21 protein-coding genes are annotated in these 24729 nt (G+C 48.8%); all 21 read left to right on the top strand.

The window, feature by feature from the left end; translation table 11 throughout:
- The first annotated feature begins 2 nt into the window (after positions 1-2).
- A complete protein-coding gene (gene fliD, locus AC566Q_RS16650) occupies positions 3-1463 on the top strand; it encodes a flagellar filament capping protein FliD (RefSeq protein ID WP_105933503.1) in 1461 nt (486 codons plus the stop codon).
- Between the two features lie 27 nt (positions 1464-1490).
- Positions 1491-1919, top strand: a complete 429-nt coding sequence (gene fliS, locus AC566Q_RS16645; protein WP_105933504.1) for a flagellar export chaperone FliS — start codon at positions 1491-1493, stop codon at positions 1917-1919.
- A complete protein-coding gene (locus tag AC566Q_RS16640; RefSeq protein WP_105933505.1) occupies positions 1916-2236 on the top strand; it encodes a hypothetical protein in 321 nt (106 codons plus the stop codon). The genes fliS and AC566Q_RS16640 overlap by 4 nt, the downstream gene beginning before the upstream one ends.
- Positions 2237-5638: a motility associated factor glycosyltransferase family protein gene (locus tag AC566Q_RS16635; RefSeq protein ID WP_499608330.1), complete on the top strand. Its 3402-nt coding sequence runs from the start codon at positions 2237-2239 to the stop codon at positions 5636-5638.
- Positions 5638-6642, top strand: coding sequence for a UDP-N-acetylglucosamine 4,6-dehydratase (inverting) (gene pseB / locus AC566Q_RS16630; protein WP_105933507.1), 1005 nt, complete (start codon positions 5638-5640; stop codon positions 6640-6642). Before AC566Q_RS16635 ends, pseB begins: the two co-directional genes overlap by 1 nt.
- Positions 6639-7784: a UDP-4-amino-4,6-dideoxy-N-acetyl-beta-L-altrosamine transaminase gene (gene pseC, locus AC566Q_RS16625; RefSeq protein ID WP_105933508.1), complete on the top strand. Its 1146-nt coding sequence runs from the start codon at positions 6639-6641 to the stop codon at positions 7782-7784. Before pseB ends, pseC begins: the two co-directional genes overlap by 4 nt.
- Positions 7781-8482, top strand: a complete 702-nt coding sequence (gene pseF, locus AC566Q_RS16620) for a pseudaminic acid cytidylyltransferase (protein ID WP_105933509.1) — start codon at positions 7781-7783, stop codon at positions 8480-8482. Before pseC ends, pseF begins: the two co-directional genes overlap by 4 nt.
- Before the next feature lie 4 nt (positions 8483-8486).
- Entirely contained in the window at positions 8487-9560 is a 1074-nt protein-coding gene (gene pseI / locus AC566Q_RS16615; protein ID WP_105933510.1) for a pseudaminic acid synthase, read from the top strand.
- Complete coding sequence (gene pseG, locus AC566Q_RS16610; protein WP_499608321.1) at positions 9557-10582, top strand: UDP-2,4-diacetamido-2,4,6-trideoxy-beta-L-altropyranose hydrolase; 1026 nt, start codon at positions 9557-9559, stop codon at positions 10580-10582. The genes pseI and pseG overlap by 4 nt, the downstream gene beginning before the upstream one ends.
- A gap of 41 nt (positions 10583-10623) precedes the next feature.
- The gene (locus AC566Q_RS16605) at positions 10624-11091 is read left to right on the top strand and encodes a GNAT family N-acetyltransferase (RefSeq protein WP_499608316.1); all 468 of its coding nucleotides are present in this window, start codon (positions 10624-10626) and stop codon (positions 11089-11091) included.
- 122 nt (positions 11092-11213) lie between these two features.
- Positions 11214-12014, top strand: a complete 801-nt coding sequence (locus AC566Q_RS16600; RefSeq protein WP_499608313.1) for a flagellin — start codon at positions 11214-11216, stop codon at positions 12012-12014.
- A 323-nt stretch (positions 12015-12337) separates the two neighbouring features.
- Entirely contained in the window at positions 12338-13771 is a 1434-nt protein-coding gene (locus tag AC566Q_RS16595) for a sigma-54 dependent transcriptional regulator (RefSeq protein ID WP_499608310.1), read from the top strand.
- A gap of 205 nt (positions 13772-13976) precedes the next feature.
- Positions 13977-15131: a sensor histidine kinase gene (locus AC566Q_RS16590; protein ID WP_499608307.1), complete on the top strand. Its 1155-nt coding sequence runs from the start codon at positions 13977-13979 to the stop codon at positions 15129-15131.
- A gap of 3 nt (positions 15132-15134) precedes the next feature.
- Positions 15135-16481 (top strand): sigma-54-dependent transcriptional regulator, encoded by a 1347-nt coding sequence (locus tag AC566Q_RS16585; protein WP_296046585.1) that lies wholly within the window; start codon positions 15135-15137, stop codon positions 16479-16481.
- 217 nt (positions 16482-16698) lie between these two features.
- A complete protein-coding gene (gene fliE / locus AC566Q_RS16580; protein ID WP_105933517.1) occupies positions 16699-17037 on the top strand; it encodes a flagellar hook-basal body complex protein FliE in 339 nt (112 codons plus the stop codon).
- 14 nt (positions 17038-17051) lie between these two features.
- Complete coding sequence (fliF, locus tag AC566Q_RS16575; protein WP_499608301.1) at positions 17052-18740, top strand: flagellar basal-body MS-ring/collar protein FliF; 1689 nt, start codon at positions 17052-17054, stop codon at positions 18738-18740.
- 15 nt (positions 18741-18755) lie between these two features.
- A complete protein-coding gene (gene fliG / locus AC566Q_RS16570) occupies positions 18756-19796 on the top strand; it encodes a flagellar motor switch protein FliG (protein WP_296046589.1) in 1041 nt (346 codons plus the stop codon).
- Positions 19797-19807: 11 nt separating this feature from the next.
- Positions 19808-20590 carry a flagellar assembly protein FliH gene (fliH, locus tag AC566Q_RS16565; RefSeq protein WP_296046594.1) on the top strand — a complete coding sequence of 261 codons (783 nt, stop codon included), beginning with the start codon at positions 19808-19810 and terminating at the stop codon, positions 20588-20590.
- Positions 20580-21914, top strand: a complete 1335-nt coding sequence (fliI, locus tag AC566Q_RS16560) for a flagellar protein export ATPase FliI (protein ID WP_296046596.1) — start codon at positions 20580-20582, stop codon at positions 21912-21914. Before fliH ends, fliI begins: the two co-directional genes overlap by 11 nt.
- 5 nt (positions 21915-21919) lie before the next feature.
- Positions 21920-22384, top strand: coding sequence for a flagellar export protein FliJ (gene fliJ / locus AC566Q_RS16555; RefSeq protein ID WP_296046598.1), 465 nt, complete (start codon positions 21920-21922; stop codon positions 22382-22384).
- Between the two features lie 109 nt (positions 22385-22493).
- Positions 22494-24671: a flagellar hook-length control protein FliK gene (locus AC566Q_RS16550; RefSeq protein WP_499608295.1), complete on the top strand. Its 2178-nt coding sequence runs from the start codon at positions 22494-22496 to the stop codon at positions 24669-24671.
- Positions 24672-24729 lie beyond the last annotated feature (58 nt).

Raw genomic sequence — 24729 nt, 5'->3', positions numbered from 1 at the left:
CTATGACTATACAATCGTTAGGTGTTGGGTCCGGTCTTGCGCTTGATGATTTGGTCAGGCAGCTTATCAGTGCAGAACGGACGCCTAAAGAGCAGCGTCTTGATGCCAGAGAAGAAAGAGTGCAGGATGAAATTTCCGCACTCGGACAGATCAAATCCAAGATTTCCGCATTTAAAGACGCGGTGGATGACTTACGTACTGACGCCAGTATCAATGGCCGGGAACCGACGATAACTCACCCCTCTGAAGATATCGAAATCTTCAGCGCAGAAGCAACCAATACGGCCTTACGAGGTTCGTACGACATAAGCGTTTCTCAACTTGCATCTGGTTCACGCATAGAAACCGCTGACGCCGCCTTTACCAGCCCCACTGATGCAGTGCTTACCGATGGTGCTGGTGACACCACTATGACATTTAAAATTGATAGTACCGGGGACAGTTTCACGGTTAATGTCACCCAAAATATGACATTGGCAGAGTTGCGAGAGGCAATAAACAATAATGCAGATAACTTTGGCGTTAATGCCAATATTATCGATACCGGCACAGCGACCGGAGGCGCTAAATTAGTTTTTACGTCTGATACAACCGGCACAGGTAATGATCTGGTCATCGTCAACGATGGTGATCGCGCTGAATTAGATCGCCTGACGACAACCGACTCTGCAGAAACGGCGACCAATTTAACGCCAGTACTCACCGCTGCAAATGCAAAAGCCACTATCGACGGTATTCAGGTCGAGAGTGAGACTAATACGTTTGATAACACCATCCAGAATGTCACATTTACTGCCAATAAAGTTTCACCGCTTAACAGCGATGGCGTAACACGACAATCGTCAACCATGGAAATTGGCTACGACAAAGAGGGTTTGGAAACCAAGATCAATGATTTTATTGATAGCTATAACGGTATTATTGATGAAATCAAAAATGTGACCCGCTACGGAGAGTCTGAGCTTGAAGAAGATGGTGCACTGGCTGGTGACTCCTTACTGCGCGGCGTAAGCAGCCGGATGGCAACCATAGTTGGGTCAAGTGTTCAAAGTTCTGAGTTGGGCGGATTGTTTGCAATCGGTATTGAATTGACCACTGATGGCAAGTTAGAAATTAGTTCCACCGATTTTGGTTTGGGATCCGGAGAGTCGCGTTTTGACGATGCACTGGAAAATAGCTTTGATGATATCGCTAAGATCTTTACCGACGAAACTCAGGGTATTGCGACCCGGCTTTATGATATCGCTGATGAATACGCCTCTTCAGGAGGACTGATTAGCTCACGGGAAAAAGCGGCGCAAGATAATCAAAGTCAGATCGAAGATGCGCGCGCACGCCTGGAGCAGCATATGCTGGGTTACGAGACTATGGTCAGAGCTAAGTATCTGAATCTGGATCAAACGGTATCGAGACTTAACCAGACGGGCTCGGCTTTATTGGCTTCGTTAGGCTCATATTATTAATATTAAGAAGTAGCAGGAGAATTTATAATGGCACTTACAGGCATCAATGCGTACCGCAAGGGTAATCTTAAACAGGATATTGCCAATGCCGATCCGCATAAGCTGACTTTAATGTTGATGCAGGGCGCGCTGGATCGCATTGCTTATGCAAAAGGAGCAATGGAACGTCGTGAATATGAGCAAAAAGCGCAGTTTATTTCACGGGTTGTTGCAATCCTGATTAACTTACGCGATACACTCGATCTTGAAGCCGGGCAGGAGATGGCGGCAAATCTGTTTGAGCTGTATGACTACATGATCAATCGTATCAATGAAGCCCATATAACTAACAGCTTGCAGTATTTGGATGAAGTGTCTAGCCTATTAACAACAATTCGTGATGCGTGGGTACAGATTCCTGAATCAGCAAAACAGGAAGCGTACGAAATTCAGCGTCAAAAACAACAAGCCATTTGAACCCAGTTAATACTAAATCCCCACATACTACACCGGAGCTTGAGCGAGTAAACCTGCAACTCGCTCAACTTCTGAGTAATCAAGACTCCGAAAACCCAGATAACTATGAACAGTTTACGCAGCTTACTGAAACGCGTGACAAATTAGTCAAAAAACGGTTATCGGAATTACAAGAACCTCAATTAAGTGAATTTGCTAAAGCTGAATATCAATTAAATCAAGAGTTTGTAGAAATGGCGCAGTCTTTGCTTTCATCGGTAAAGGATGACCTGGTACAGTTTATACGTGGTCGAAAGGCGGTAAATAGGTATAAATAAATGTTAAATGATATTCGCTTGCAGCTTTGCAGTGATGAGCAGCTTCAGTCTCGTAATGAGGCTGCCGTGTCGTCTCAGATTCAGCAAAACCAGCGTGAGGGCATCAATGCGTTAAAGCGTTATATTCCGTCGTTGTTGCCTTATGTGTTCGCCCAGGTAAAAAGCAATATTTCCATTTTTTGCAATAAAGCAAAGGAACTGAATATTGTTGACTATAGTTCAGGTCAAACGTTTTATGGGGATGAGCCGCTTAGGGAAGTCACCGCACAGGTTAACAAGGTGGCACAGCAGGCCGATTTGGTTAACTTAAACTCCGGGGAATGGGCGCAGCGCGCTTTACCTTTATCGCTGGATGCATTAGTGGTATTTGGTCTTGGCGCGGGTTATCACATCCAGCAGTTAATTGAACGCCATACCATCAAACATCTGATCATTTATGAACCACAACATCAGTATCTCAAATGTTCAATGAGCATGCTGTCGTGGCAGAATATTCTGCGTTTGGCGCAAAAAAAAGGCACCGCACTCTATTTTCAACTTGAGGAAGACGGGCGTAATGTCCAGCAAGATTTAGCTGAGTTGAGGCAGAATACCCAGGCAAACGAGTGTTATTTTTACAAACATTATAATCATATCGTGTTTGATGCACTGCTTACGCAAATTCAGCAGCATGGCCTGTTCAGTATTTCGGGTTTATCCCTTTATGCTCTGGAAAAAGAAAGTGTTGGTGATCTTTCACCGCGCTGGTCAGTCCCGCTGGATAGTGACGCCTGGACAGCGACTCAGTTATCTCAGGAAAGGTTTAATAAAAACCTTAGCGCGTTTAAAAAGTTTTTTAACGACATTTATGAAGAGTTTGCCGACTATGAGCCTGAGTGCTGGCTGCCCAGAGCGAACGCCAATGCAGAAGTAAACCTGTTTCATAAAGTAAAGAATATTAATTTGTACGGCGATTCTCCGTTACAGGAATGCCGCAATAGCTTTGAATTCTTTGCCTCACATCCTCATAAAGACACATTAGCAACGGGCACGGGGGGCGAAAAAAAGCGTCACTTTTTTCACTACCAATTAGTCAGCAAAGTTGAGCCATTACTGAAAAAGCTTGAAGATAAACAGGCAGAGCTGCCAGAAAAAGTGCGGTCGCTGATTATTTTTGGCCTGGGGGTTGGTTACCAGTTTGAGTTGCTGAGTAATGCCTACACCTTGGATAGGTTATTTATTTGTGAACCGAATCGCGATTTATTTTACGCCTCACTTTATGCCCTGGACTGGCATACTATTTTACACCGAATAGATGAACAAGGCGGTTCCTTGTACCTGAATATCGGTGACGATGGTACACATACTTTTCATGAATTAGTAACGCAATTTCAAGTGGTTGGCCCTTACGTGTTAGCCAACACGTTTTTTTATCAGGCCTACTACAACGAAAATTTAGTCAATGCTATCGCGCAGTTAAGAGAGCAACTGCAAGTGCTGATAGCGATGGGGGATTATTTTGATCACTCCCGTCATTTGGTTGCCCATACGCGCCAGGCGATACTGGACGGTATACCACATTTACGCGAAAAGCCGGCTCAGTATCTCAGCCAGGCAGAAAGAAATGTACCTGTTTTTATTGTCGGTAACGGCCCCTCGCTCGATGGCTTGATTGATACCCTGAAAGAATCTCAGGAAAGCGTGATTATCATCTCCTGTGGCACCGCGTTACAAAGTTTATATCGCCATGGCATAACGCCGGACTTTCACGCTGAAATTGAGGCTAATCGCTCTCCCTATGACTGGATAAGCAGAGGTGCTGACCTCAGTTTTCTTAAGCAAGTCAGCCTGATCAGTTGTAATGGGATACATCCCGATATCAGTGACCTGTTTAAGGATGTTTATTTAACCTTTAAGCCCGGTGAATCCGGTACAACCGCCGTGCAGCGATTGTATGAAAGCTTTCCGTTTGCATTGACAAAAAATGCCTACCCGACCGTAACCAACTTTGTTTTGGCCTTTGCCAGTCAGTTCGGGTTTTCGCAGCTTTACTTGCTTGGGGTGGATTTAGGGTTTATTGATGAAAAACACCACCACTCTAAAGCCTCCGGCTATTACATGAACGATGGTAAAGAGCAGTATGATTACAGCAAAGTACACAATACCTCGTTAACAGTAGCGGGAAATTTCCGACCTTTTGTGAATACCAAATATGAATTTAAATTAGCCAAAGAAATTCTGGAGCGAGCTGTTAAAGACTGTGATGAGGTGTATAACCTCAGTGATGGTGCTAAATTCGAAGGAACACGCCCTTTGCATAAAGAAGATACGCTTATTTTATCTACACCTGAGATAAAACAAGCTTGTCTGAGCAGTATCAAATCCAAAGGGTTTGAGCGCCTCGATGCCGACGAGTTTCAAACCCGGTTTAACGCTAAATATCAACAAGATGATTTGAGTAAAGATTTTCGACGTTTAATATCTCTGACCGAACGGGACGTAGAGTCAGTCGAGGATGTTGAAGAATTAATAGAGACGCAACGTACAGTGTTATTGTTATCTGTAAAGGGTAGCCATAGTTTGCTGTATTTTTATTTGAATGGTTCGCTGAATTTTGTGAACAGCGCCCTGACAAAAATTGTGTCAATTGATGATGAGAAACTGGCATTAACACTAGCATCTGAAGTACTTAGTCTGTGGCATGAGTCACTCAATACATTTTTAATATCGGTGACGGCAGAGCCCTATGCATTTGACTCGGTGTATGCGTTTTATGATACCCGGCAAGATGTCGTGTTTCCTCAGTATATCGCCAGTAACCAGATCAAATATACAGCCGCCGATAGCGATCTCAACGACTTATTAAAGTCCGCTCTGGACTATTGGGGTATCGCGAATACCCTGGCTGATGATGATTTCAATGTTGTTATCACACAAGACATTGAGTATATCGAATCCGCTCATCAAAGCGATGTGACAAAGGTTTATCTGCATACCGACAAAGCTCTTCCGTCTGCGTCAATGCTAACTCAGTCAAACGTAATTACTTTGTATTGTCCGGTGAATGAATTATCTAATTATAACAACCTGTATTATGGATGCTTGCTGGCAGTGGCGGCGGCGACTTTGCAGTGCGGAGCCTGTATTGTGGTGCCTAAGCTTCCGGCGGGAGAGTCTCTGTTAGTCGCTGATAAACTTTACGATTTAGCGTTTTTAGACGATTATTATGCTTACGATTTGCCATTGTTTTTTATATTCAGCCCAGCGCCTATCGCTGAAGATAATAAACTGATTGGGCTGGGTGATCGTGCAAGGTTTGTCCCTCACTTTACACCTGAATTACTGGTCGCCACTGAAATGCCTGCTAAGCTGCAACAAGAAGTTTTCAGTGAACAGTCAACATCACTAAATGAGAATAAATAATGAATGATTTTAACGGTAAAACGATATTGATTACTGGTGGCACAGGATCGTTTGGCAAGAAATTCGTCGAGTATTTGCTGGCCAAGTCAGAACCGAAAAAAATAATCATTTATTCTCGTGATGAACTTAAACAATTCGAAATGCAGCAGCAATTTAATGCGCCGAGTATGCGCTATTTTATTGGTGACGTAAGAGATAATGAACGTCTGAAAATAGCCATGAAAGACGTTGATTATGTTGTGCATGCTGCTGCACTAAAACAAGTGCCAGCCGCCGAATACAACCCTAATGAATGCATTAAGACCAATATCAATGGTGCGCAAAATGTGATTGATGCAGCCATGGCAAATGATGTATCTACTGTTATTGCCCTGTCTACAGATAAAGCGGCAAATCCGGTGAACCTTTACGGCGCAACTAAATTAGCCTCGGACAAGCTATTTGTGGCCGCAAACAATATCTCAGGAGCCTCCGGACCGCGCTTTTCAGTGGTTCGCTATGGCAACGTCGTAGGCTCAAGGGGCTCGGTAGTACCGTTTTTTCGTAAATTGCTGGCGGAAGGTTGTGACGAGTTACCGGTGACTCATCCGGAAATGACCCGTTTTTGGATTACCCTTGATGAAGGCGTTGAATTTGTAGTTAAAAACTTTGCCAGAATGCAGGGTGGGGAAATTTTCGTCCCCAAAATTCCGTCTATCCGTATTACTGATTTGGTTACGGCAATGAGTGGCAAATCCGATTATGAACTGGTTGGGATCCGCCCCGGTGAAAAGCTGCATGAAGTGATGGTGCCGGAAGAAATGGCGCACCACACGGTTGAATTTGACGATCATTATGTGATTGCCCCAGCGATTACGTTTTTCGATAAGAATATTGATTACCGCAGCAACCGGCTTGGCGAAAAAGGCAATCCCGTTACTGATAAGTTTGAATATCACTCTGGTACCAATCCACATTTTCTGACTATTGATGAGTTAAAAGCACTGGACAAGGACACGTTATGATCCCCTATGGTAAGCATCGGATATTTGCCGATGATGTCAGGGCAGTGACGGATGTTCTTGAGCATGGGTTTTTAACTCAGGGACAGCAGGTGCCCTTATTTGAAAGTGCATTGTGCCAGTATACCGGCGCAGCGTTTGGTGTGGCTTGTAATAGCGGTACATCAGGTTTACATATCGCCTGTCTGGCGGCAGGTGTAAAACCCGGTGACGTGGTATGGACCGTGCCTATTTCCTTTGTTGCCTCGGCTAACTGTGCCCTGTATTGCGGTGCGGAGATTGATTTTGTTGATATCGATCCTGTGACCCGCAATATGAGTGTTGATGCACTGGTAGATAAACTCCATCTGGCACTGGCCGAAAATAAAATACCTAAGGCTATCGTGGTGGTGCACTTTGCCGGTAGCAGTTGTGATATGGCCGCCATTGCCGAAATCACCGAGCCCTATGGTATTACACTGATTGAAGATGCAGCACATGCGCTGGGGGCAAACGATTCCCTGCAGCATAAAGTCGGTGCCTGTAAATATTCAGCAATGACCGTGCTGAGTTTTCATCCGGTAAAATCCATTACCAGCGCCGAAGGCGGGGCTGTGCTCACCAATGACGAAGAACTTGCGGTATTATTACGCCGTTATGCCAGTCATGGGATAACCCGCGACCCGGCAATGCTTGGGGAGTCACATAATGACGAGCCCTGGTTTTATGCCCAGCATGAGTTAGGTTTTAATTACCGTTTAAGTGATGTACATGCCGCGCTGGGTCGTTCCCAGCTTAAGCATCTGGATGAGTTTGTGACTCAGCGTCTGGCGCTCGCAGAGCGCTATGATGAAGCCCTTGAAGAACTCCCCGTTATTAAACCTGTGCTGGATACTAACAGTGCATGGCACCTGTATATGATTGAGTTAACCACCCATGATCGCAAAGTCGTGTTTAATGAACTACGAGCACGTGGTATTGGCGTGAATGTGCATTACATTCCGATTCATTTACAACCATACTATCAGCAACTAGGCTTTAAGTTGGGTCAGTTTCCGCATGCGGAAACCTATTACGAACGGGCCCTGACTTTACCTTTATTTCCCGCACTAACTGCCGATAACCAGAAGGAGGTTATTACGCAGTTAAGAGAGGTGTTATCGTGAATATAGCAGTGATCCCCGCCAGAGGCGGCAGTAAGCGTATCAAAAGTAAAAATGTCAGGTCATTTGCCGGCCAACCACTCATTGCATACTCTATTGATGCCGCCAAACGAGCCGGGGTGTTTGATGATATTGTGGTCTCTACAGACTCAGACGAAATTGCCCGCGTTGCCAAAGCATGGGGAGCGACATCTGTCATTGAGCGGCCGGCGGCCTTAGCTGACGACTATACCGGTACTTCTCCTGTCGTCAGGCATGCTATCGAGAGTTATCAATCGCAAAATGATTCGCCGGATTATGTTTGTTGTATCTATGCCACTGCGCCGTTTTTGAATGGTGATGTATTAGCACAGGCATTAAGCAAACTGGAAAGCGAACAAACCATGGATTTTGCGTTTTCAGTGACCACCTTTGAGTTTCCCATTCAACGGGCTATCAGACTGGCTGATAAGGGCGTTGAACCGTTAGATGCCAGTCAGATGGAAAAACGCTCGCAGGATTTAGAAGAATACTATCACGATGCAGGCCAGTTTTACTGGGGAAAAAAGGATGCCTGGCTGGACAATAACCCTTTGTTTTCCAAACAGAGTATGCCGGTATTTTTACCTCGTTATCTGGTCCAGGATATCGATACCGAAGAAGACTGGATCCGGGCCGAACTGATGTATCGGGCCTACATGCAAACGAAGGGAGATAAGTAGTCATATGGCTAAAGGCGTATCTTCTGACCCGATATATATCGGTCATCGTGAAATTAGTGCCCGACAAGCGCCTTTTATCATCGCAGAACTCAGTGGCAATCATAGTCAGTCACTGGACACGGCCAGAGCGATGGTTAAAACTGCGGCAGAAAGCGGTGCGCACGCGATCAAATTGCAAACTTATACCGCGGACAGCATGACACTGGATGTCACGGATAAAGGGTTTGTTATTGAAGAGCAGGACAGCCTCTGGCATGGTGCCAGTTTATATCGTTTGTATCAAAAAGCGGCCACGCCCTATGAATGGCACGCCGAATTGTTTGACTATGCCAATTCCCTTGGCATGCTGGCGTTTAGCTCGCCCTTTGATGAAGCCGCTGTAGACTTTCTTGATGAGCTGAATGTACCGTGCTTTAAAATTGCGTCATTTGAATTAACCGACATTCCCCTTATCCGCAAAGCGGCCAGTAAAGGCAAGCCTTTGATTATGTCGACCGGCATGGCGAGTTTGAGCGAAATTGAGCTGGCCGTCGACACCGCTCGCAATGCCGGGTGTGAGGATATTATTTTATTAAAATGTACCAGCACTTACCCCGCGGAGCCGGTGAATACCAATTTACTGACGATACCGCATTTGCGGGATGCGTTTGGCTGTGAGGTAGGGTTAAGTGACCACACTGGTGGCATCGGCGCTGCCGTTGCTTCTGTAGCGTTGGGCGCTAGCGTCATCGAAAAACATTTTGTACTGGATCGTAATGGTGGTGGCGTTGATGCGGCGTTTTCCCTGGAGCCGGAAGAACTTACTTCTTTAGTAGTGGAAAGTGAACGTGCCTGGCAGGCGTTGGGCCAGGTGAAGTACGGTGGTACGGTGGCGGAAGATAAATCCAAACAATACCGTCGTTCCATTTATGCCAGTCAGGATATCCAGCCCGGTGAAGCATTGGGACCGGACAATCTTAAAATTGTCCGACCGGCCTTTGGTTTAGCGCCAAAGCACTGGGACTCAGTGTTACATAAGAAAGCCGCTGACTTTATTAAAAAAGGCACCGCGCTGAGTTGGGAGCATATCAGCCAATGAGTGGCTTGTTGTTTTGCACCGGCGGTAACAAAGCGAGTGGAATTGGCCATCTGATGCGTTGTCAGGCGTTAGCGCAGGCAGCACAGGAGCATGGAATTGATGCTGTCTTTGTGGTGAATGAAGCCGCCAGAGAAATCGCCTTAAGCCGACATGACTGGTGCGGGAAACAGATAACCGCGCCGGCTGAGCAAAATGAATTAGCTGCACAACTACTGGCTGTTGCGCGTGATATCGGAGCCATCGCTATCGTTGTGGATGGCTATGCATTTAATGAGACATTTTTGCAGTCGTTAGGGGAGAGTGTATTCCCTCTGGTATTACTTGATGACATACGTCAGCCGGGCATTCAGTTTGCCAGTCTGATTTGTAATCCGGCAGGGCGTGAGTGGCAGGAATATTATCAACAGCACAATCCGCAGGCGACACTATGTTTGGGTGCCGAATATCGCCTTCTGAGACGGGAATTTACCGCTACAATCCCCTTGCCAATAGAACGTCGCTTTAGTCTGACCATTAATTTAGGGGGCAGTGATCCGCTTGGTTATACATTGCCGTTATTGCAGGCAATAAATAAAACAGTAACTGATGCTCCCATCAGAGTTGTTACCGGTCCGGGTATGGATAGTGAGCAGCTTGAGGCGATAAAAGCTTATATAAACGATTCCGGTTACGCCATTCAGCATGTGCACAACTGCCAGGATATGGCCGATTTATGGAGCAACTCCCGTCTTGCTATCACCGCTGCCGGAGGGAGTCAGTTTGAGCTGGCAGCCTGCCACACACCAGCCGTTTTGCTGGTAGTTGCCGAAAATCAGCGAAATACAACCGAACAATCTGTAAAGCAGGGATGGTGCATGATGTATGATGCTCTTGATTGTATTGATTTAGACCAAATCAGTAAGCACGTGACATCGATGTGGCACGATGGTGAGAAGTTGAGCCGTATGAGTTTGGCTGCCTCAGACTATGCAACCAAAGACGGGGCATTTTGCTTGCTGAATTCAATACTGGATCTTTCATAGTTACTGTAAGCCAGTGTGAGTAAGGTGGAGGGTATATCGCTTTGGTAAAGGTTAGAGAAGCATCGCCGGAGGATTGTTTAGACATATACCGTTGGCGGAATGACGAAGTAACCAGACAAATGTCTCAAACGACAGACAAAGTCGCACGCAAAGAGCATGAAGAATGGTTTGCCGCGTCTTTAAAAAACAGACGTCGGTTACTGGTGATATGTGAAGATGAATGCGGCGATAAAATAGGAATTGTGCACTTTGAAGTTAAAGGCAACCGTGCCCTGATTTCAATCAACATTGCTCCCCATCAACGTGGCCGCGGTCTGGCAAGAGCCTGCATAACCGAGGGGATTGCTTTGCTAAATAGCCGCTTCGAAAATATTCATGTTGTTAAAGCTGAAATTAAACCTGAAAATACAGCGAGTCAGCAGGCATTCCTCAATGCAAACTTTTGTCCGGCAAAACACGCTGAGGCACTGCTGTGTTTTGAGTATAGCAATACAGTTGATACCCAGTAAGCGGCAACCCCTCCGTATTTATACTTCCGTATTCATTACTATACATAATATGCAATTTGCGAGATATGGCTTTGGTTGGCTAACCTTTGTACAACTGCTAAACTGGAGCTGAGGTGAAAGGTATGATTAACTTTAATACAGATAAACCCATGTCGCTGCTCGAACAAGTTCAGCAACGCCAGGATAAGATGTCTGAGAAGCTCGCTTCCGGTAAGCAAATCAATAGTGCTGCCGACGGCGCTGCTGCGCAGCAAATTATTGACCGCTTAACGTCTGAAGTTGAAGGCGGTCGCCAGGCCGTAAACAATGCTTACGATGGAATCTCGCTTGCACAAGTTGCAGAGAGCGGGCTGGAAGGCATTAATAACGATGTGAATCGTATTCGTGAGTTAACGCTGCAATCAGGCAGTGGTATTCTGAACGATGCCGATCGTCAGGCGATTCAGTCTGAGATATCCCAGTTACAGCAGAATATTTCCCAGACCATTGAACAAACCGAGTTCGCTGGTAAGCCCCTGTTGTCGGACAGTGGCTCAATTGATTTTCAGGTAGGTAGTCAGGCGGGGCAGCAGATTAGTGTGGGCACCCGTGATATTGGCAGCGAGTTATCAGACGTTCTGTCAGTAGACATAACTTCGCAGTCACTGGAAGATTCACTGGCTGCCGCTGATGCTGCCATCGAGGCCGTAGGCGGTGCGCGTGGCGACCTTGGCGCGGTACAAAATCAGTTTGCATCTACTGCGCGTAATCTTACCGAAACCAATGTGAATCAGGCGGCGGCACGCAGTCGGATTCAGGATACGGATTATGCTCAGGCAAGTTCTCAGCAAGCTGTCAATGACGTGCAGAATCAGGCGGCACTGACGGTGCAGGCACAGGCCAATCAGCAGCAGGGTCAGGTACTGAGTTTGCTGAATAACTAAATCGAGCATTTTTAGAACAAAGGCAGGTTTACCTGCCTTTTTTATTGCCAATAATCCGCTTTTTTCATTGCGATTCACATTGTTACCGCTACAATTGCCAGAGCGCTCTATACCAAATTGCATGCTTATCTATGCAAATAGGTATTATCAACCCTTGATTTCGGCCGCCAGACTGTACTGCTGCCAAATCAATCGATGTTTACCAACCGGGAAGGTGGAAATGTTGATGACGGTAAAAATTGTGTCCGATTTTTGACAGTCGCACACACAAAACCGTGGTTTGGTATAAACTAGTAAATATAACAATAGCGTTTGGGGACTGAATGAAGGATATATTGCTTGTTAGTGATAACAATGCATTACAACAAAATCTGCACACGATCCTGACATTTTTAGGGGAGCCGTGTGTTTCACTTTCGGTGTCTGAAGCGCAATCGTTGCTCGAAAACAAATCACCCGTTGCGGTGATCATCGATGTAGAAACCGGCAACGATGCCCTGGCGTTAATCAAAAATTATCCTCAGCATCCGTTCGTAGCAATCAATATGGCCGACCAGCCAGGCCTTAGCGTAGGCAATTTGGTGGGGCATATCACGCTGCCGATAACTTACCCGGCACTGACGCAGGCTATTCACCGCTGCCAGGAATATATTCGTAGTCACCCCGTACGCAACGGCGCGGTCCCCACTAAAACCCGGTTATTCCGCAGTCTGGTGGGTAAAAGCGAGCAAATTCAGGGCGTTCGTCGCCTGGTAGAACAGGTTGCACCCACTGAAGCCACAGTGCTTATTCTGGGGGAGTCTGGAACCGGTAAAGAAGTTGTCGCGCGTAATGTTCACTTTTTATCTGAGCGCAAAGATGGGCCGTTCATCCCGGTAAACTGCGGTGCCATACCCGGTGAACTGCTGGAAAGTGAGCTGTTTGGTCACGAAAAGGGCGCTTTTACCGGTGCTATCAGTGCCCGTAAAGGCCGTTTTGAGCTGGCCGAAGGCGGCACATTGTTTCTCGATGAAATCGGTGATATGCCGCTGCAGATGCAGGTGAAATTACTGCGCGTTCTGCAGGAAAGAATGTTTGAAAGAGTCGGTGGTAACCGGCCCATACAGTGTGACGTGCGAATTATCGCCGCTACCCATCGCGATCTGGAAAAGATGATTGCCGATGATAAGTTCCGCGAGGATTTATATTACCGTCTGAATGTGTTCCCTATTGACAGTCCGGCCCTGCGTGAACGCCGAGAGGATATCCCGTTACTGTTGCAGGAGTTGATCAGCCGCATTCAGGGGGATGGTGTTGACCCGGTGAAATTTACCGAGCGTGCTATCAGTTCGCTGATGGAACACCCCTGGTCGGGCAATGTCCGCGAATTGTCTAACCTGGTGGAACGGCTGATGATCCTCTATCCAGGCCAGATTGTCGATGTGCAGGATCTGCCGCAAAAATATCAGTATGGTGATATGGAGCGCTTCGAGCCGGATTACCCGGAAGAAGTGCTTGAGCGGGATGCCTTCAATGAACTCTTTGCCGAGTCGGCCGGGTACGATGATGATACATCTGAGCCTGAACCGGCTATCAACGGATATTTACCGGATGAAGGGGTAAACCTCAAAGAGTATCTCTCGGAGCTGGAGATTAATCTTATCCAGCAAGCCCTCGATCAGCAGGAGTGGGTTGTCGCCCGGGCTGCCGATAAGCTGGGAATGCGCCGAACCACCCTGGTTGAGAAAATGCGCAAGTACAATATTCAGCGTGACTAACACCGTTGGCCTGAGAAAGAGTTAATCATTCGGTTAGCTCCATCTCTGTAGGTAAACGCCGATAACCTCCATTTGTCATTATATTGACAGCGAAGACTTCGTCAGAAATCACTTATCTTATTGAAATTTAATGCCTAAATTTCTGGCACGACTAATGCTAATTCCTTAGCAGTCCAACAAGTGTCTGCAAATTGACGAGGAATGTATGGCATTAAATAGTCGTGTTGCCAATACCGTAGAAGAAGTATCGATAAAGCCGGGGAAAAGCCGTCAGGCCGCGGCCGATTTATCGCTGGTACGCGAAACTGCTCAATCACAGCAGCAGGAACTCGACTCCTTACGACAACAAGCGTCCCGCCTTAACCACCTGTTACAGGTTATGCCTGCCGGGGTTATCGTGCTGGATGGCAAAGGGTATGTCCAGCAAGCTAATGAGCAAGCCTCTCTGCTACTTGGCGAGCCGCTCGAAGGTGAGCTGTGGCGAACCATTATTGCCCGCTCTTTTAAACCCCGCGCCGATGATGGTCACGAAGTGTCGTTGTTCGACGGGCGTCGGGTTAAACTGTCTATTACGCCGCTGGTGAATGAACCAGGGCAACTTATCGTGCTTACCGACCTGACGGAAACCCGCCAGTTACAAGCACGTCTGAGTCACCTGCAGCGCTTGTCCTCACTGGGCAAAATGGTTGCTTCTCTGGCCCATCAAATTCGTACGCCACTGTCAGCGGCAATGCTGTATGCGGCCAATCTGACCCGCAAGAATCTGCAGCCGGAATCCGGCGTTCAGTTTGCGCATAAACTGCAGGACCGACTCAAAGAACTGGAGAGCCAGGTCAACGACATGTTGCTGTTCGCCAAAAGCGGTGAGCAACAGGTCGTTAACGATATCTCAGTGCAAGAACTGTATGAGGCAATTGCGCCGACAGCGCAAACCATTACTCAGAGCCAGGATCAGCTCGTTATCTATAAAGGTCAGCATATTAATGCGTCGATCACCGGTAATCTTACCGCTTTGCAGGGTGCTTTACTCAATCTGATCCAGAATGCCAGCCAGATTAGCCCGAAGGGCAGTGACGTGACCGTGCAGTTCAGCGTACTAAACCGCTGGTTGTGTATCACCATCAGTGATCAGGGACCGGGTATTTCTGACGCCCTGAAAGATAAAATTTTCGAACCCTTTTACACCACCAAAACGCATGGCACCGGCCTTGGCCTGGCCGTAGTGCAGTCGGTGGTGAAAGCACATCAGGGCCGCATTAATGTGGAAAATCTGGCCGACGAAGGCGCCTGTTTTTCCATAATGTTACCTCGCGCATTTGCCAGTGATATGGTAATTGCCGACACCCAACCAGAGGAATAACCCATGCCAAAAACAACCGTACTGATCGTCGAGGATGATGCAGGCCTGCGCGAGGCGCTGGTAGATACGCTGTTACTGGCTGATTATCAGGTGGTCGCCGCCGATTCAGCAGAGCAGGCGATTATGCTGCTCAGTAAGCAGTCGGTGGATATCGTGGTAAGTGATATTCAGATGGGCGAAATGAATGGCCTGGCGCTATTAAAAGCGATTAAGAGCAAAGATGCCAATTTACCGGTACTGCTGATGACGGCTTATGCCACAGTGGATGACGCCGTGAGTGCCATGCGCGATGGTGCGACGGATTATTTGTCCAAACCCTTTGCTCCCGAAGTGCTGCTGAATCTGGTTGGCCGCTATGCACCGGCGCAAAAAGTAGAGTCCCGTCAACCCATTGTAGGCGACAGTAGCAGCCTGGAATTACTGCAACTAGCGCGTAAGGTAGCTCGCTCAGAGGCAACCGTGATGGTGTTGGGGCCAAGTGGTTCGGGTAAAGAAGTGCTGTCCCGTTATATCCATGACAATTCGCAGCGCAGTCAGTCACCTTTTGTGGCGATTAACTGTGCGGCCATTCCTGAAAATATGCTGGAGGCTACCTTATTTGGATATGAGAAAGGTGCATTTACCGGCGCAGTGCAGGCGTGTCCTGGTAAGTTCGAACAAGCACAGGGGGGCACTTTGCTGCTCGACGAAATCACCGAGATGGACCTGGCGTTGCAAGCTAAGTTATTACGTGTCCTGCAGGAAAAAGAAGTGGAGCGTCTGGGTGCTCGCAAAACCATTGAACTGGATGTGCGGGTGATTGCCACCAGCAACCGCGATCTTAAAGAAGCCGTGGCCCGGGGCGAATTTCGGGAGGATTTATATTACCGACTGAATGTGTTTCCAATCACCTGGTTGCCACTGGCACAGCGGGTAGGGGATATTATTCCTCTCGCCGAACACCTGATCAATCGTCATGCTGCTCAGCAAGGATTAGGGCAGTTAAAATTGAGTGCGTCAGCACGTAGTAAACTGTTACAGCATGGCTGGCCGGGTAATGTCCGTGAACTGGAAAATGTTTGTCAGCGAGCATTGATACTATGTGAATCCGAGGTAATTGATGCCAGCGATCTGATGATCGAACCTATGAGCGGGCAGTCCTTTGCTTCTGCCAGTGAAGCAGATTATGAAGAAGATGATAGCCGGCTGGGCTCGGAGCTGCGCTACCAGGAGCACCAGATCATTCTGGATACTCTGGCGTCCTGCAAAGGAAAGCGCAAGGATGTGGCCGAAAAGCTCGGCATCAGCCCGCGTACGCTGCGCTATAAACTGGCGCGCATGCGCGAGCAGGGTATCGAAGTACCGGCCTGATACTACATTTACCCACCTACCTGCAGGGCGCTTATTTCAGCGCCCTGTTTGCTACTACCCTCCAATTGCCGTCATAAAATTGGCATAAATACGTAAGCTTCTGATATTAAATAATAATAAAAGTTGGTCTGGTCCTTGCTGTAGATCCCAGTAAGTACAATTAAAGCCATAAATCCGGCACCACCGGACTGGCAATCAACACACATCAGGAGCCGTTATGGACGTTAAAGCCAACAGTTTGTATCAGGAAATGCAGGCTATGATCGCGCAGACTCGTCTGGACGTTAATCCACAGCAAAATCTTGAAGTCAGTACAGAGTTAAATACTTCGAAAAGCGATTTTGCCGCGATGCTGGGCAATGCTGTTGAGAAGGTAAACAGTATGCAACTCGAATCCAAAGAAATGACTCAGCGTTTCGAAATGGGCGACAAATCCCTCAGCCTGGCGGAAGTAATGCTGGCTAAAGAGAAGTCTGGCATTGCGTTTGAAGCCACCGTTCAGGTGCGCAACAAAGTGCTGGAAGCGTACAAGCAAATCATGAATATGCCGGTGTAGTGGAGTAACTGACTGTGGCTGAAGCAACGGGAACAAATCTGGCCGTCTCTGACGCGTCGGATTCCGATAACGAGCAAAAATCCGGCTTTATGGATACCATTGGCAGTACCGATATGGTGCGCCAGATGACGCTGGTCGTTGTGTTGGTAATCAGCGTAGCTATCGCCATCTTTGTGGTGTTGTTTATCCAGGAACCGGATTTCCGTCCGCTGGCTAAAATGGACACCGAAGAGCTGATTGAAACCCTCGATTATCTTGATGCCAACCAGATTGAATATCAGTTGGAAGGTAATATCGTTCACGTTCGGGTCGACGAATACCAAAAAATTAAACTGGGTATGAGCCGTGAAGGTCTGGCGCAGGCCGAACAGGCTGGCAGCGACATTATCATGCAGGATATGGGCTTTGGCGTGTCACAGCGGGTGGAAATGGAACGCCTCAAACACGCTCGGGAAATGCAGGTGGCTGCCACGATTGAAGACATGGCCAGCATCAAAAAGGCCCGCGTACTGCTGGCATTGCCGAAAGAAAACGTGTTTGCCCGCCGTGAGAAAAAAGCCAGCGCTACGGTAGTATTAACCGCAAAACGGGGCTCGGCAATAACCGGTGAAGAAGTTGACGCGGTAGTCGATATCGTGGCCTCGGCGGTGCAGGGCATGGAACCAGAGAGAGTGACCGTCACCGACAGTAACGGCCGGTTACTGAACTCCGGCTCGCAAAATTCAGTCAGTGCCAGGGCACGAAAAGAATATGAAATCGAACGTCAGCGTGAGAGCGAATATCAGGAAAAAATTGATGCTATTTTGATCCCCGTGCTGGGTATTGGTAACTACACAGCGCAGGTAGATGTCAGCATGGACTTTACCGCGGTAGAGCAAACCCAGCGCCGGTATAACCCGGATTTACCCGCCGTGCGCAGTGAAATGGTGGTCGAGGAAAACTCTGTGGGTTCGGTTGCCGCCGGCATTCCCGGCGCGATCAGTAATCAGCCGCCACTGGATGCTAATATTCCTGAAAACGCAGTAGGAAATGGTCAGGTTGCGCCGGTCCCCGGCCGTACCACTAAAGAATCAACCCGCAACTATGAACTCGACACCACTATCAGCCATACCAAGCAACAAACTGGTGTGATCCGTCGTCTGAGTGTGTCAGTGGCGGTGGACTATCAACAAAGCACGGCTGAAGATGGCACTGTGACCAGTGAAGCCCGCAGCCAGGAAGAGTTACTTAGCATTCGCCGTTTACTGCAGGGCGGTATCGGCTTCGACGTTACCCGTGGTGACAGCCTCGAAGTGGTCAGCATGCCGTTCAGTCGCATCGATGCCGGTGATATGGAAGAGCTACCACTTTGGGAACAACCTTTCTTTATGCCTATACTTAAGTGGGTAATGGGCGGACTGGTCGTTATCACGCTGATCTTTGCCGTCATCAGACCGATGCTGTCAAAACTGATCAATCCGGCGGATAGTCAGGCTAGTGATGAATTTGACGCTGATGAAGGATTGGATCTGGGTGATGATACCATTAACATGCTGTCCAGCGAGTTTGATGCCGGCCAGGTTGGCTTTGCACCGGATGGCTCGTTAATGTTACCGGATCTGCATAAAGATGAAGATGTGTTAAAAGCGGTGCGTGCACTGGTGGCCAATGAACCTGAACTATCTGCCCAGGTAGTGAAGGGCTGGCTGTTGCAGGATGAGTAATTAAGGGGTCGTAACATGGCAGAAGAACTGGCCACACAAGAAGAACAAACTTACGACGTAAGTAAGCTCGAAGGCGTTGAGAAAGCCGCGATCCTGCTACTGAGCCTGTCGGAAGAAGATGCTGCCCAGATCCTTAAACATCTGGAGCCAAAACAGGTACAAAAACTCGGTGCGGCCATGGCCCGTATCGATGATATGACACAGGCAAAAATTACCTCTGTACATAAGCATTTTATCGAAGAAATTCAGAACTACTCAACCATTGGTTTCCAGAGTCAGGACTTTGTGAAACGGGCGTTAACTGCCGCGTTGGGTGAAGACAAAGCCGCCAACCTGATTGATCAGATCCTGATGGGCTCCGGCGCTAAAGGCCTGGATTCCCTTAAGTGGATGGATTCCAAGCAGGTGGCGAGTATTATTCGCAACGAACACCCGCAGATCCAGACCATCGTGTTGTCTTATCTGGAGCCCGAGCAATCTGCCGAGATTTTGTCGCAGTTCCCCGAAAAAGTTCGCCTGGATTTATTGATGCGGGTAGCCAACCTCGAAGAAGTTCAACCTGCTGCGTTGCAGGAGCTTAATGAGATCATGGAGAAACAGTTTGCCGGTCAGGCCGGTACCCAGGCAGCCAAAATGGGCGGCCTGAAGTCTGCTGCCGATATTATGAATTACCTGGATACCAGTATTGAAGGCCAACTGATGGATGCGATTCGCGAGCAGGACGAAGAACTCAGTCAGCAAATTCAGGATCTGATGTTTGTGTTCGACAACCTGGTGGATGTGGACGATCGTGGTATTCAGGCTATTCTGCGCGAGGTGCAGCAGGACTCGCTGCTTAAAGCCATTAAGGGCGCCGACGAAGAACTCAAGAACAAGATCACCAACAACATGTCGAAACGTGCAGCAGAAATGCTCACTGATGATCTTGAGGCCATGGGGCCGGTGCGGATCAGCGAAGTGGAAACTGCACAGAAAGAAATTCTGTCGGTGGCCCGACGCCTGGCTGATGCCGGTGAAATTATGCTTGGCGGCGGTGGCGGCGAAGAATTCCTCTAACAGGATAAGCTATGAAATCCTATAAATCATTCACAGTTGAAGAGCTCGAAGACGCCAAAGGCTGGGATTTGCCACATGTTGAGCAGCCGGAGTCAACGCAAGAGAGCAAAACTAACGCGCTGAATCGCCGCAGCGACTGGAAATATGAGCCACCGGAAGAACCGGAAGAAATTAAGCCGCCCACTGCCGAGGAAATAGAAGCCATTCGTCAGGCCGCTTATGAAGAAGGCTATAATGAAGGCAAACAAACCGGCTTTGAAGAAGGTAAAACCGAAGGCCAGGCGCAAGGCCATGAAGAAGGCCTGGCCAGTGGTCACGAGGCCGGGCTGGCTCAGGGGCTTGAGCAGGGGCAGGCACAAATCAGCCAGCAAACCGAATTGTGGGAATCGCTGGTCACGCAGCTTCATGAGCCGTTAACCAGGGTAGATGAACAGGTTCGCAAAGAAGTGGTTAAACTGGCCGTAGCGCTGGCACGTTCGGTAGTCCGCACGGAAGTCAGAACCAACGAAGACATTATTCTTCAGGCGCTCAGCGAAGGCCTTAAAGCGCTGCCGGTGGAAGAAAACCACTACAGTATTCATCTTCATCCTGAAGATATCCAGCTGGTGCAGTCTCATTTTGGCGAAGAAACCATCAAAGAACGCGGCTGGACACTTATTGATACTCCGGGCATGGAGCGCGGCGGTTGCGATATTGTTACCCAGCACAATGCTGTAGACCTTTCCATTGAACGACGCAGTCGCAATGTGCTCGATAAATTCCTGTTAGAGCAGGGCTTATCTGATGACAGTTAGTCTGGTATCCCACCTGCAACAACTTCAGAAGCAGGTGCCATCACCACCGGTTGTCGCGGCCGGTAAGCTTATTCGAGGCATTGGCCTGACGCTTGAGGCGGTAGGCTGTCAATTACCCGTCGGTAGCCAGTGTATGGTGCAAACCATCGACGGTGAAATAGAAGCCGAAGTGGTTGGCTTTGGCGATCACATTACCTATTTAATGCCCACCGAGGCGGTGCGCGGGATTGTGCCCGGCTCACGGGTGTTACCGCTTAATCGGGACAGCGGTTTATCCGTGGGGTTAGGCATGCTTGGCAGAGTAGTAGACGGCAATGGCCAGCCGCTTGACGGGCTTGGTCCCATTGAGTCCACTGAACGGGTGCCTACCACCAAACCGCCAATTAATCCGCTGGCCCGGCGAACTATCGCCGAACCCATGGATGTGGGCGTGCGTGCAATCAATGCCATCACTACCGTAGGGGTAGGACAGCGTATGGGATTATTCGCCGGCAGTGGCGTGGGTAAAAGTGTGCTGCTCGGTATGATGACCCGCGGTGCCAAAGCTGATGTGGTGGTGGTTGGTCTGGTGGGTGAACGGGGCCGCGAGGTAAAAGAATTTATCCACGATATCCTTACCGAAGAAGAACGTCAGCGCGCGGTTGTCGTTGCAGCACCTGCCGATACCTCGCCACTGATGCGTTTAAAGGGCTGCGAAACCGCCGTTACTATTGCCGAATACTTCCGCGATCAGGGCATGAATGTTCTGTTACTTATCGACTCGTTAACCCGTTATGCTATGGCCCAGCGTGAAATTGCGCTGGCGGTAGGCGAGCCACCGGCTACTAAAGGCTACCCGCCCTCAGTATTTGCCCGCTTGCCGGCTCTGGTAGAGCGCGCCGGTAATGGCAGCGAAAATCAGGGCTCGATCACGGCTTTTTATACTGTCCTGACAGAAGGTGACGATTTGCAGGACCCTATTGCCGACTCCGCCCGTGCAATTCTTGACGGTCATATTGTACTGTCACGCTCGCTGGCGGAAAGCGGCCATTACCCGGCCATTGACATTGAGGCCTCTATCAGTCGGGTTATGCCGCAGGTAGTGAGTGAAGAACATTTGTTTCAGGCTCGTCGTATTCGCCAGGTTTATTCCACCTATCAGCAAAACCGCGACCTGATTACTCTCGGGGCTTATACACGTGGCACCGATGCCCGGGTTGATTTAGCCATTAATGCCGAACCCGCCATCAAAGCGTTACTGCAACAAGGCATGAAACAGGTGACCGCATACGACGAAAGCCTGGAAGCCATGAGTAAGCTGGCCGGCGGCTTAGGTAAAGGCTAATAGCAATGGCCCGTAACGATGTTACCCGTTCTATTGAGCAGCTAGCCACCGTTTTACGCATGGAGCTGGAAAAAGAAAACAAAGCCTTAAATGCCTTTCGTCTGGCTCAGGATTATCTTCAGCAACAGCGTACCAAACTCACCAGCCTGCAACAGTACCGCATGGATTATGTGCGGCAGCTCCAGCAGGAGGGCAGTGGTGGCGTAAAAGCGCATCACTACCAACAGCGTTTGTCTTTTGTTGCCAAGCTGGATAAAGCCTGTGAGCAGCAGGGGCATGTTATTGCCCAGTGTAAAATGGCGGCCGACCAGCGTCGTACTCAGTGGCTAGCTCAGCAGCGCCGACGTCAGGCCGTTGAAAAGCTCATCGAAAAGAAAGACCAGAGCCTGCAGATTATCGACAATCGTCTCGAGCAACAGATGATGGATGAGCTGGCTACCCAGCGTCTGCTACGCCGCTCTATCTCCTGAATCCGCCTTTGATAAAAGTGGCGCATTCTTTGCAAAATCTTTGCTGAAGCGACTAATACTGATGTAACAACACATCAAATTCAAGCAGTTAGGTATTGAGGACTCGGTTATGATGCAACAGCTTGCCACGCAACGATCACAAATTGCCGCCTTCCCGGAGACATTGCCGGAAAGTGCTGCCAAACGTGATCCGGCTCAAACCAGAGAGTCTGTAGTACCTGTCAGCCCTGACCCGTCGGCAGCGGCAAAGTCAGGTAAAAGTGCCCCGGAAAAAGATAGCTTTGCCGAGGTACTCAATCGTCAACGTGGCGACGAACAAACTGCTGAGGCAAAAAGCAAAGCCGCTAAAGAGAGTCAGTCAGCGTCTGAGAATGAAGAAATTGCGGCCTCGTCATCAGCCCGGCAGAGCAACAAAGAAACCGCTGAGGCTAACAGTACGGCAAAAACAGAGAGCGGTGAGTCAACTGGCGATCAAGCCAGTGGAACAGCAGACAAGCTTGCTGATGATTCAGCAAACAACCCCAAAGCGACGTCAGGTAAAATGCCCAGCGGCGCTGAACAGCAGATAGAGACTGACGAGCGTCAGGTTTCTGCCGCTCAGACAACTCAGGAGCGCATCGACAACATTGCCGCTGCCGAGGAGGATATTGCAGATATTGCCATGTTGCTGGGCGGCAATACTGCCCCCACGGCCGATGGCGAACCGGACTATCTTGCTCTGGTAGATGCCGTACGAGCCCTGCAGGATAAGTTAACCCCGGCCACAGACAAACCAGCAAGTATCAATGAACCGCTTAGTAACGAAGATATTATCAGTATGTTGCCAACCGATATGGGGCAGCCCATAAAGGGGGACGTGCTAACCAAATTGCAGGACTGGCTGAATAGCCTGTTGCCAGGTGAGCTGCCAGAGGATATTCAGGCTTCACCACTGCAACAAATGCGAGGTGCTGAACAGGTACTCTCCGATTTGCTGGCATTGGTGAAGCAGGTCAAAGCCAGCGCAGAAAGTGAAGAAGCAGGAACGGGAAATAGCAAATTTACCTCTGACCCGGCCTTGCTAGCGGCTGTTGAGAACATGACGGCGGAGTCTGCGGATAAAGTTGCTGAAGAGGCGCAATTGTCAGAAGAAAACCTGCTGGCTTTGGCCATGGCTTTGTTGCAGGGATTACCCAATGAGCGTCAGAACGCCAACAACGATACCAAACCAGCCGCCGAGGAAGGTGAACAGGCGTTATTACCTGAGATAGCAGCGGCTAACGTGCAGCTGGCCGAAGAACCAATTGCCGTGGCAGAGACAACAGACGAAGCGCTAATCAATCAGGCCGCGTTGCTGGTAAGCCTTATGCGCCAGGCTCAGCATAATGCAGACGCACCGAAAACAGAGACTACCGTAAATACCGACAAAGTGCCCGTTAAAGGCACTGAACCTGATGCGCTGACATCGTTGCTTAGCGGCAGTAACGATAAGACTTTACAGGAACTGGCGCAGGTGATGACCGATAGTGCCAGTAAAGCCAATCCGGCACTCACCGATACCCAGTTAAGTCAGATGCGCAGCCAGTTAACCAGCGGCCTTGAAGAAATGCGCACGCAGTTAAAGCAGGGCCATCAACCGGGGATTGACCTGGCAGCACTGGTGCAACAAACCGTGCAGGATGTCGCCCCGGAAAATGGGCAGAATATAGCGTTACCGGTCATGCAGGATGTTCAGCAACTCACCCAGCTTGCTTCGATGGCAGGCATGAGCCAGGGACAGGAACAACAATTAGGTGAGCTGATCACTGTAGCCCGGGACGTGCTGGTTCATGAAACCCGCCAGCAGCACGGTGATGCCCTTAAATCCATGCAACAGCAATCCGTTTTTGATAAGCCGGTCAATGTGCAGCAAACTCAGGGCCAGCAACAAATTGCTGAGAAGATCCGCTGGATGGTAAATGGTCGTCAGTCGATGGCTGAAATCCGTCTTGATCCACCGGAAATGGGCAGCATGCAAATCCGCCTGAACGTGTCGGGCGACAGCGCATCAGTAAGTTTTGTGGTGCAATCCCAGCAGGCTAAAGAAGCACTTAACGAAGCTATGCCGCGGTTACGTGACATGTTCTCAGAACAGGGGCTGGATTTAGGCGAGTCCTTTGTTAGTCAGCAAAACAGTGGTGAGGCTGGCGACGGAGAATTTGCCGATCGGCAGGGTGGTGGCTTTGGTGAATCGGCTGACGAAGAGACAAAAAGTCAGGAAACTCACGTTGTCCGACCTGCAAACGGCCTGATTGACGACTATGTTTAATGAAAACATAGCGTTTGCCGTTGCCATTTATTGGTAAGCAGACATAATACGCCTAATT

This window comes from Alteromonas sp. H02 (genome assembly GCF_059682525.1).
This window is presented reverse-complemented; position numbering and strand designations above follow the sequence as displayed.

Bases quoted from the DNA above. Each gene is read 5' to 3' on its own strand.
- AC566Q_RS16550 (WP_499608295.1), top strand. From the start codon at position 22,494: ATGATGCAACAGCTTGCCACGCAACGATCACAAATTGCCGCCTTCCCG.
- pseG (WP_499608321.1), top strand. From the start codon at position 9,557: ATGAGTGGCTTGTTGTTTTGCACCGGCGGTAACAAAGCGAGTGGAATT.
- AC566Q_RS16590 (WP_499608307.1), top strand. From the start codon at position 13,977: ATGGCATTAAATAGTCGTGTTGCCAATACCGTAGAAGAAGTATCGATA.
- fliE (WP_105933517.1), top strand. From the start codon at position 16,699: ATGGACGTTAAAGCCAACAGTTTGTATCAGGAAATGCAGGCTATGATC.
- pseB (WP_105933507.1), top strand. From the start codon at position 5,638: ATGAATGATTTTAACGGTAAAACGATATTGATTACTGGTGGCACAGGA.
- AC566Q_RS16585 (WP_296046585.1), top strand. From the start codon at position 15,135: ATGCCAAAAACAACCGTACTGATCGTCGAGGATGATGCAGGCCTGCGC.
- fliD (WP_105933503.1), top strand. From the start codon at position 3: ATGACTATACAATCGTTAGGTGTTGGGTCCGGTCTTGCGCTTGATGAT.
- AC566Q_RS16635 (WP_499608330.1), top strand. From the start codon at position 2,237: ATGTTAAATGATATTCGCTTGCAGCTTTGCAGTGATGAGCAGCTTCAG.
- AC566Q_RS16595 (WP_499608310.1), top strand. From the start codon at position 12,338: ATGAAGGATATATTGCTTGTTAGTGATAACAATGCATTACAACAAAAT.
- fliH (WP_296046594.1), top strand. From the start codon at position 19,808: ATGAAATCCTATAAATCATTCACAGTTGAAGAGCTCGAAGACGCCAAA.
- fliS (WP_105933504.1), top strand. From the start codon at position 1,491: ATGGCACTTACAGGCATCAATGCGTACCGCAAGGGTAATCTTAAACAG.
- fliG (WP_296046589.1), top strand. From the start codon at position 18,756: ATGGCAGAAGAACTGGCCACACAAGAAGAACAAACTTACGACGTAAGT.
- fliI (WP_296046596.1), top strand. From the start codon at position 20,580: ATGACAGTTAGTCTGGTATCCCACCTGCAACAACTTCAGAAGCAGGTG.
- pseI (WP_105933510.1), top strand. From the start codon at position 8,487: ATGGCTAAAGGCGTATCTTCTGACCCGATATATATCGGTCATCGTGAA.
- fliJ (WP_296046598.1), top strand. From the start codon at position 21,920: ATGGCCCGTAACGATGTTACCCGTTCTATTGAGCAGCTAGCCACCGTT.
- AC566Q_RS16600 (WP_499608313.1), top strand. From the start codon at position 11,214: ATGATTAACTTTAATACAGATAAACCCATGTCGCTGCTCGAACAAGTT.
- pseC (WP_105933508.1), top strand. From the start codon at position 6,639: ATGATCCCCTATGGTAAGCATCGGATATTTGCCGATGATGTCAGGGCA.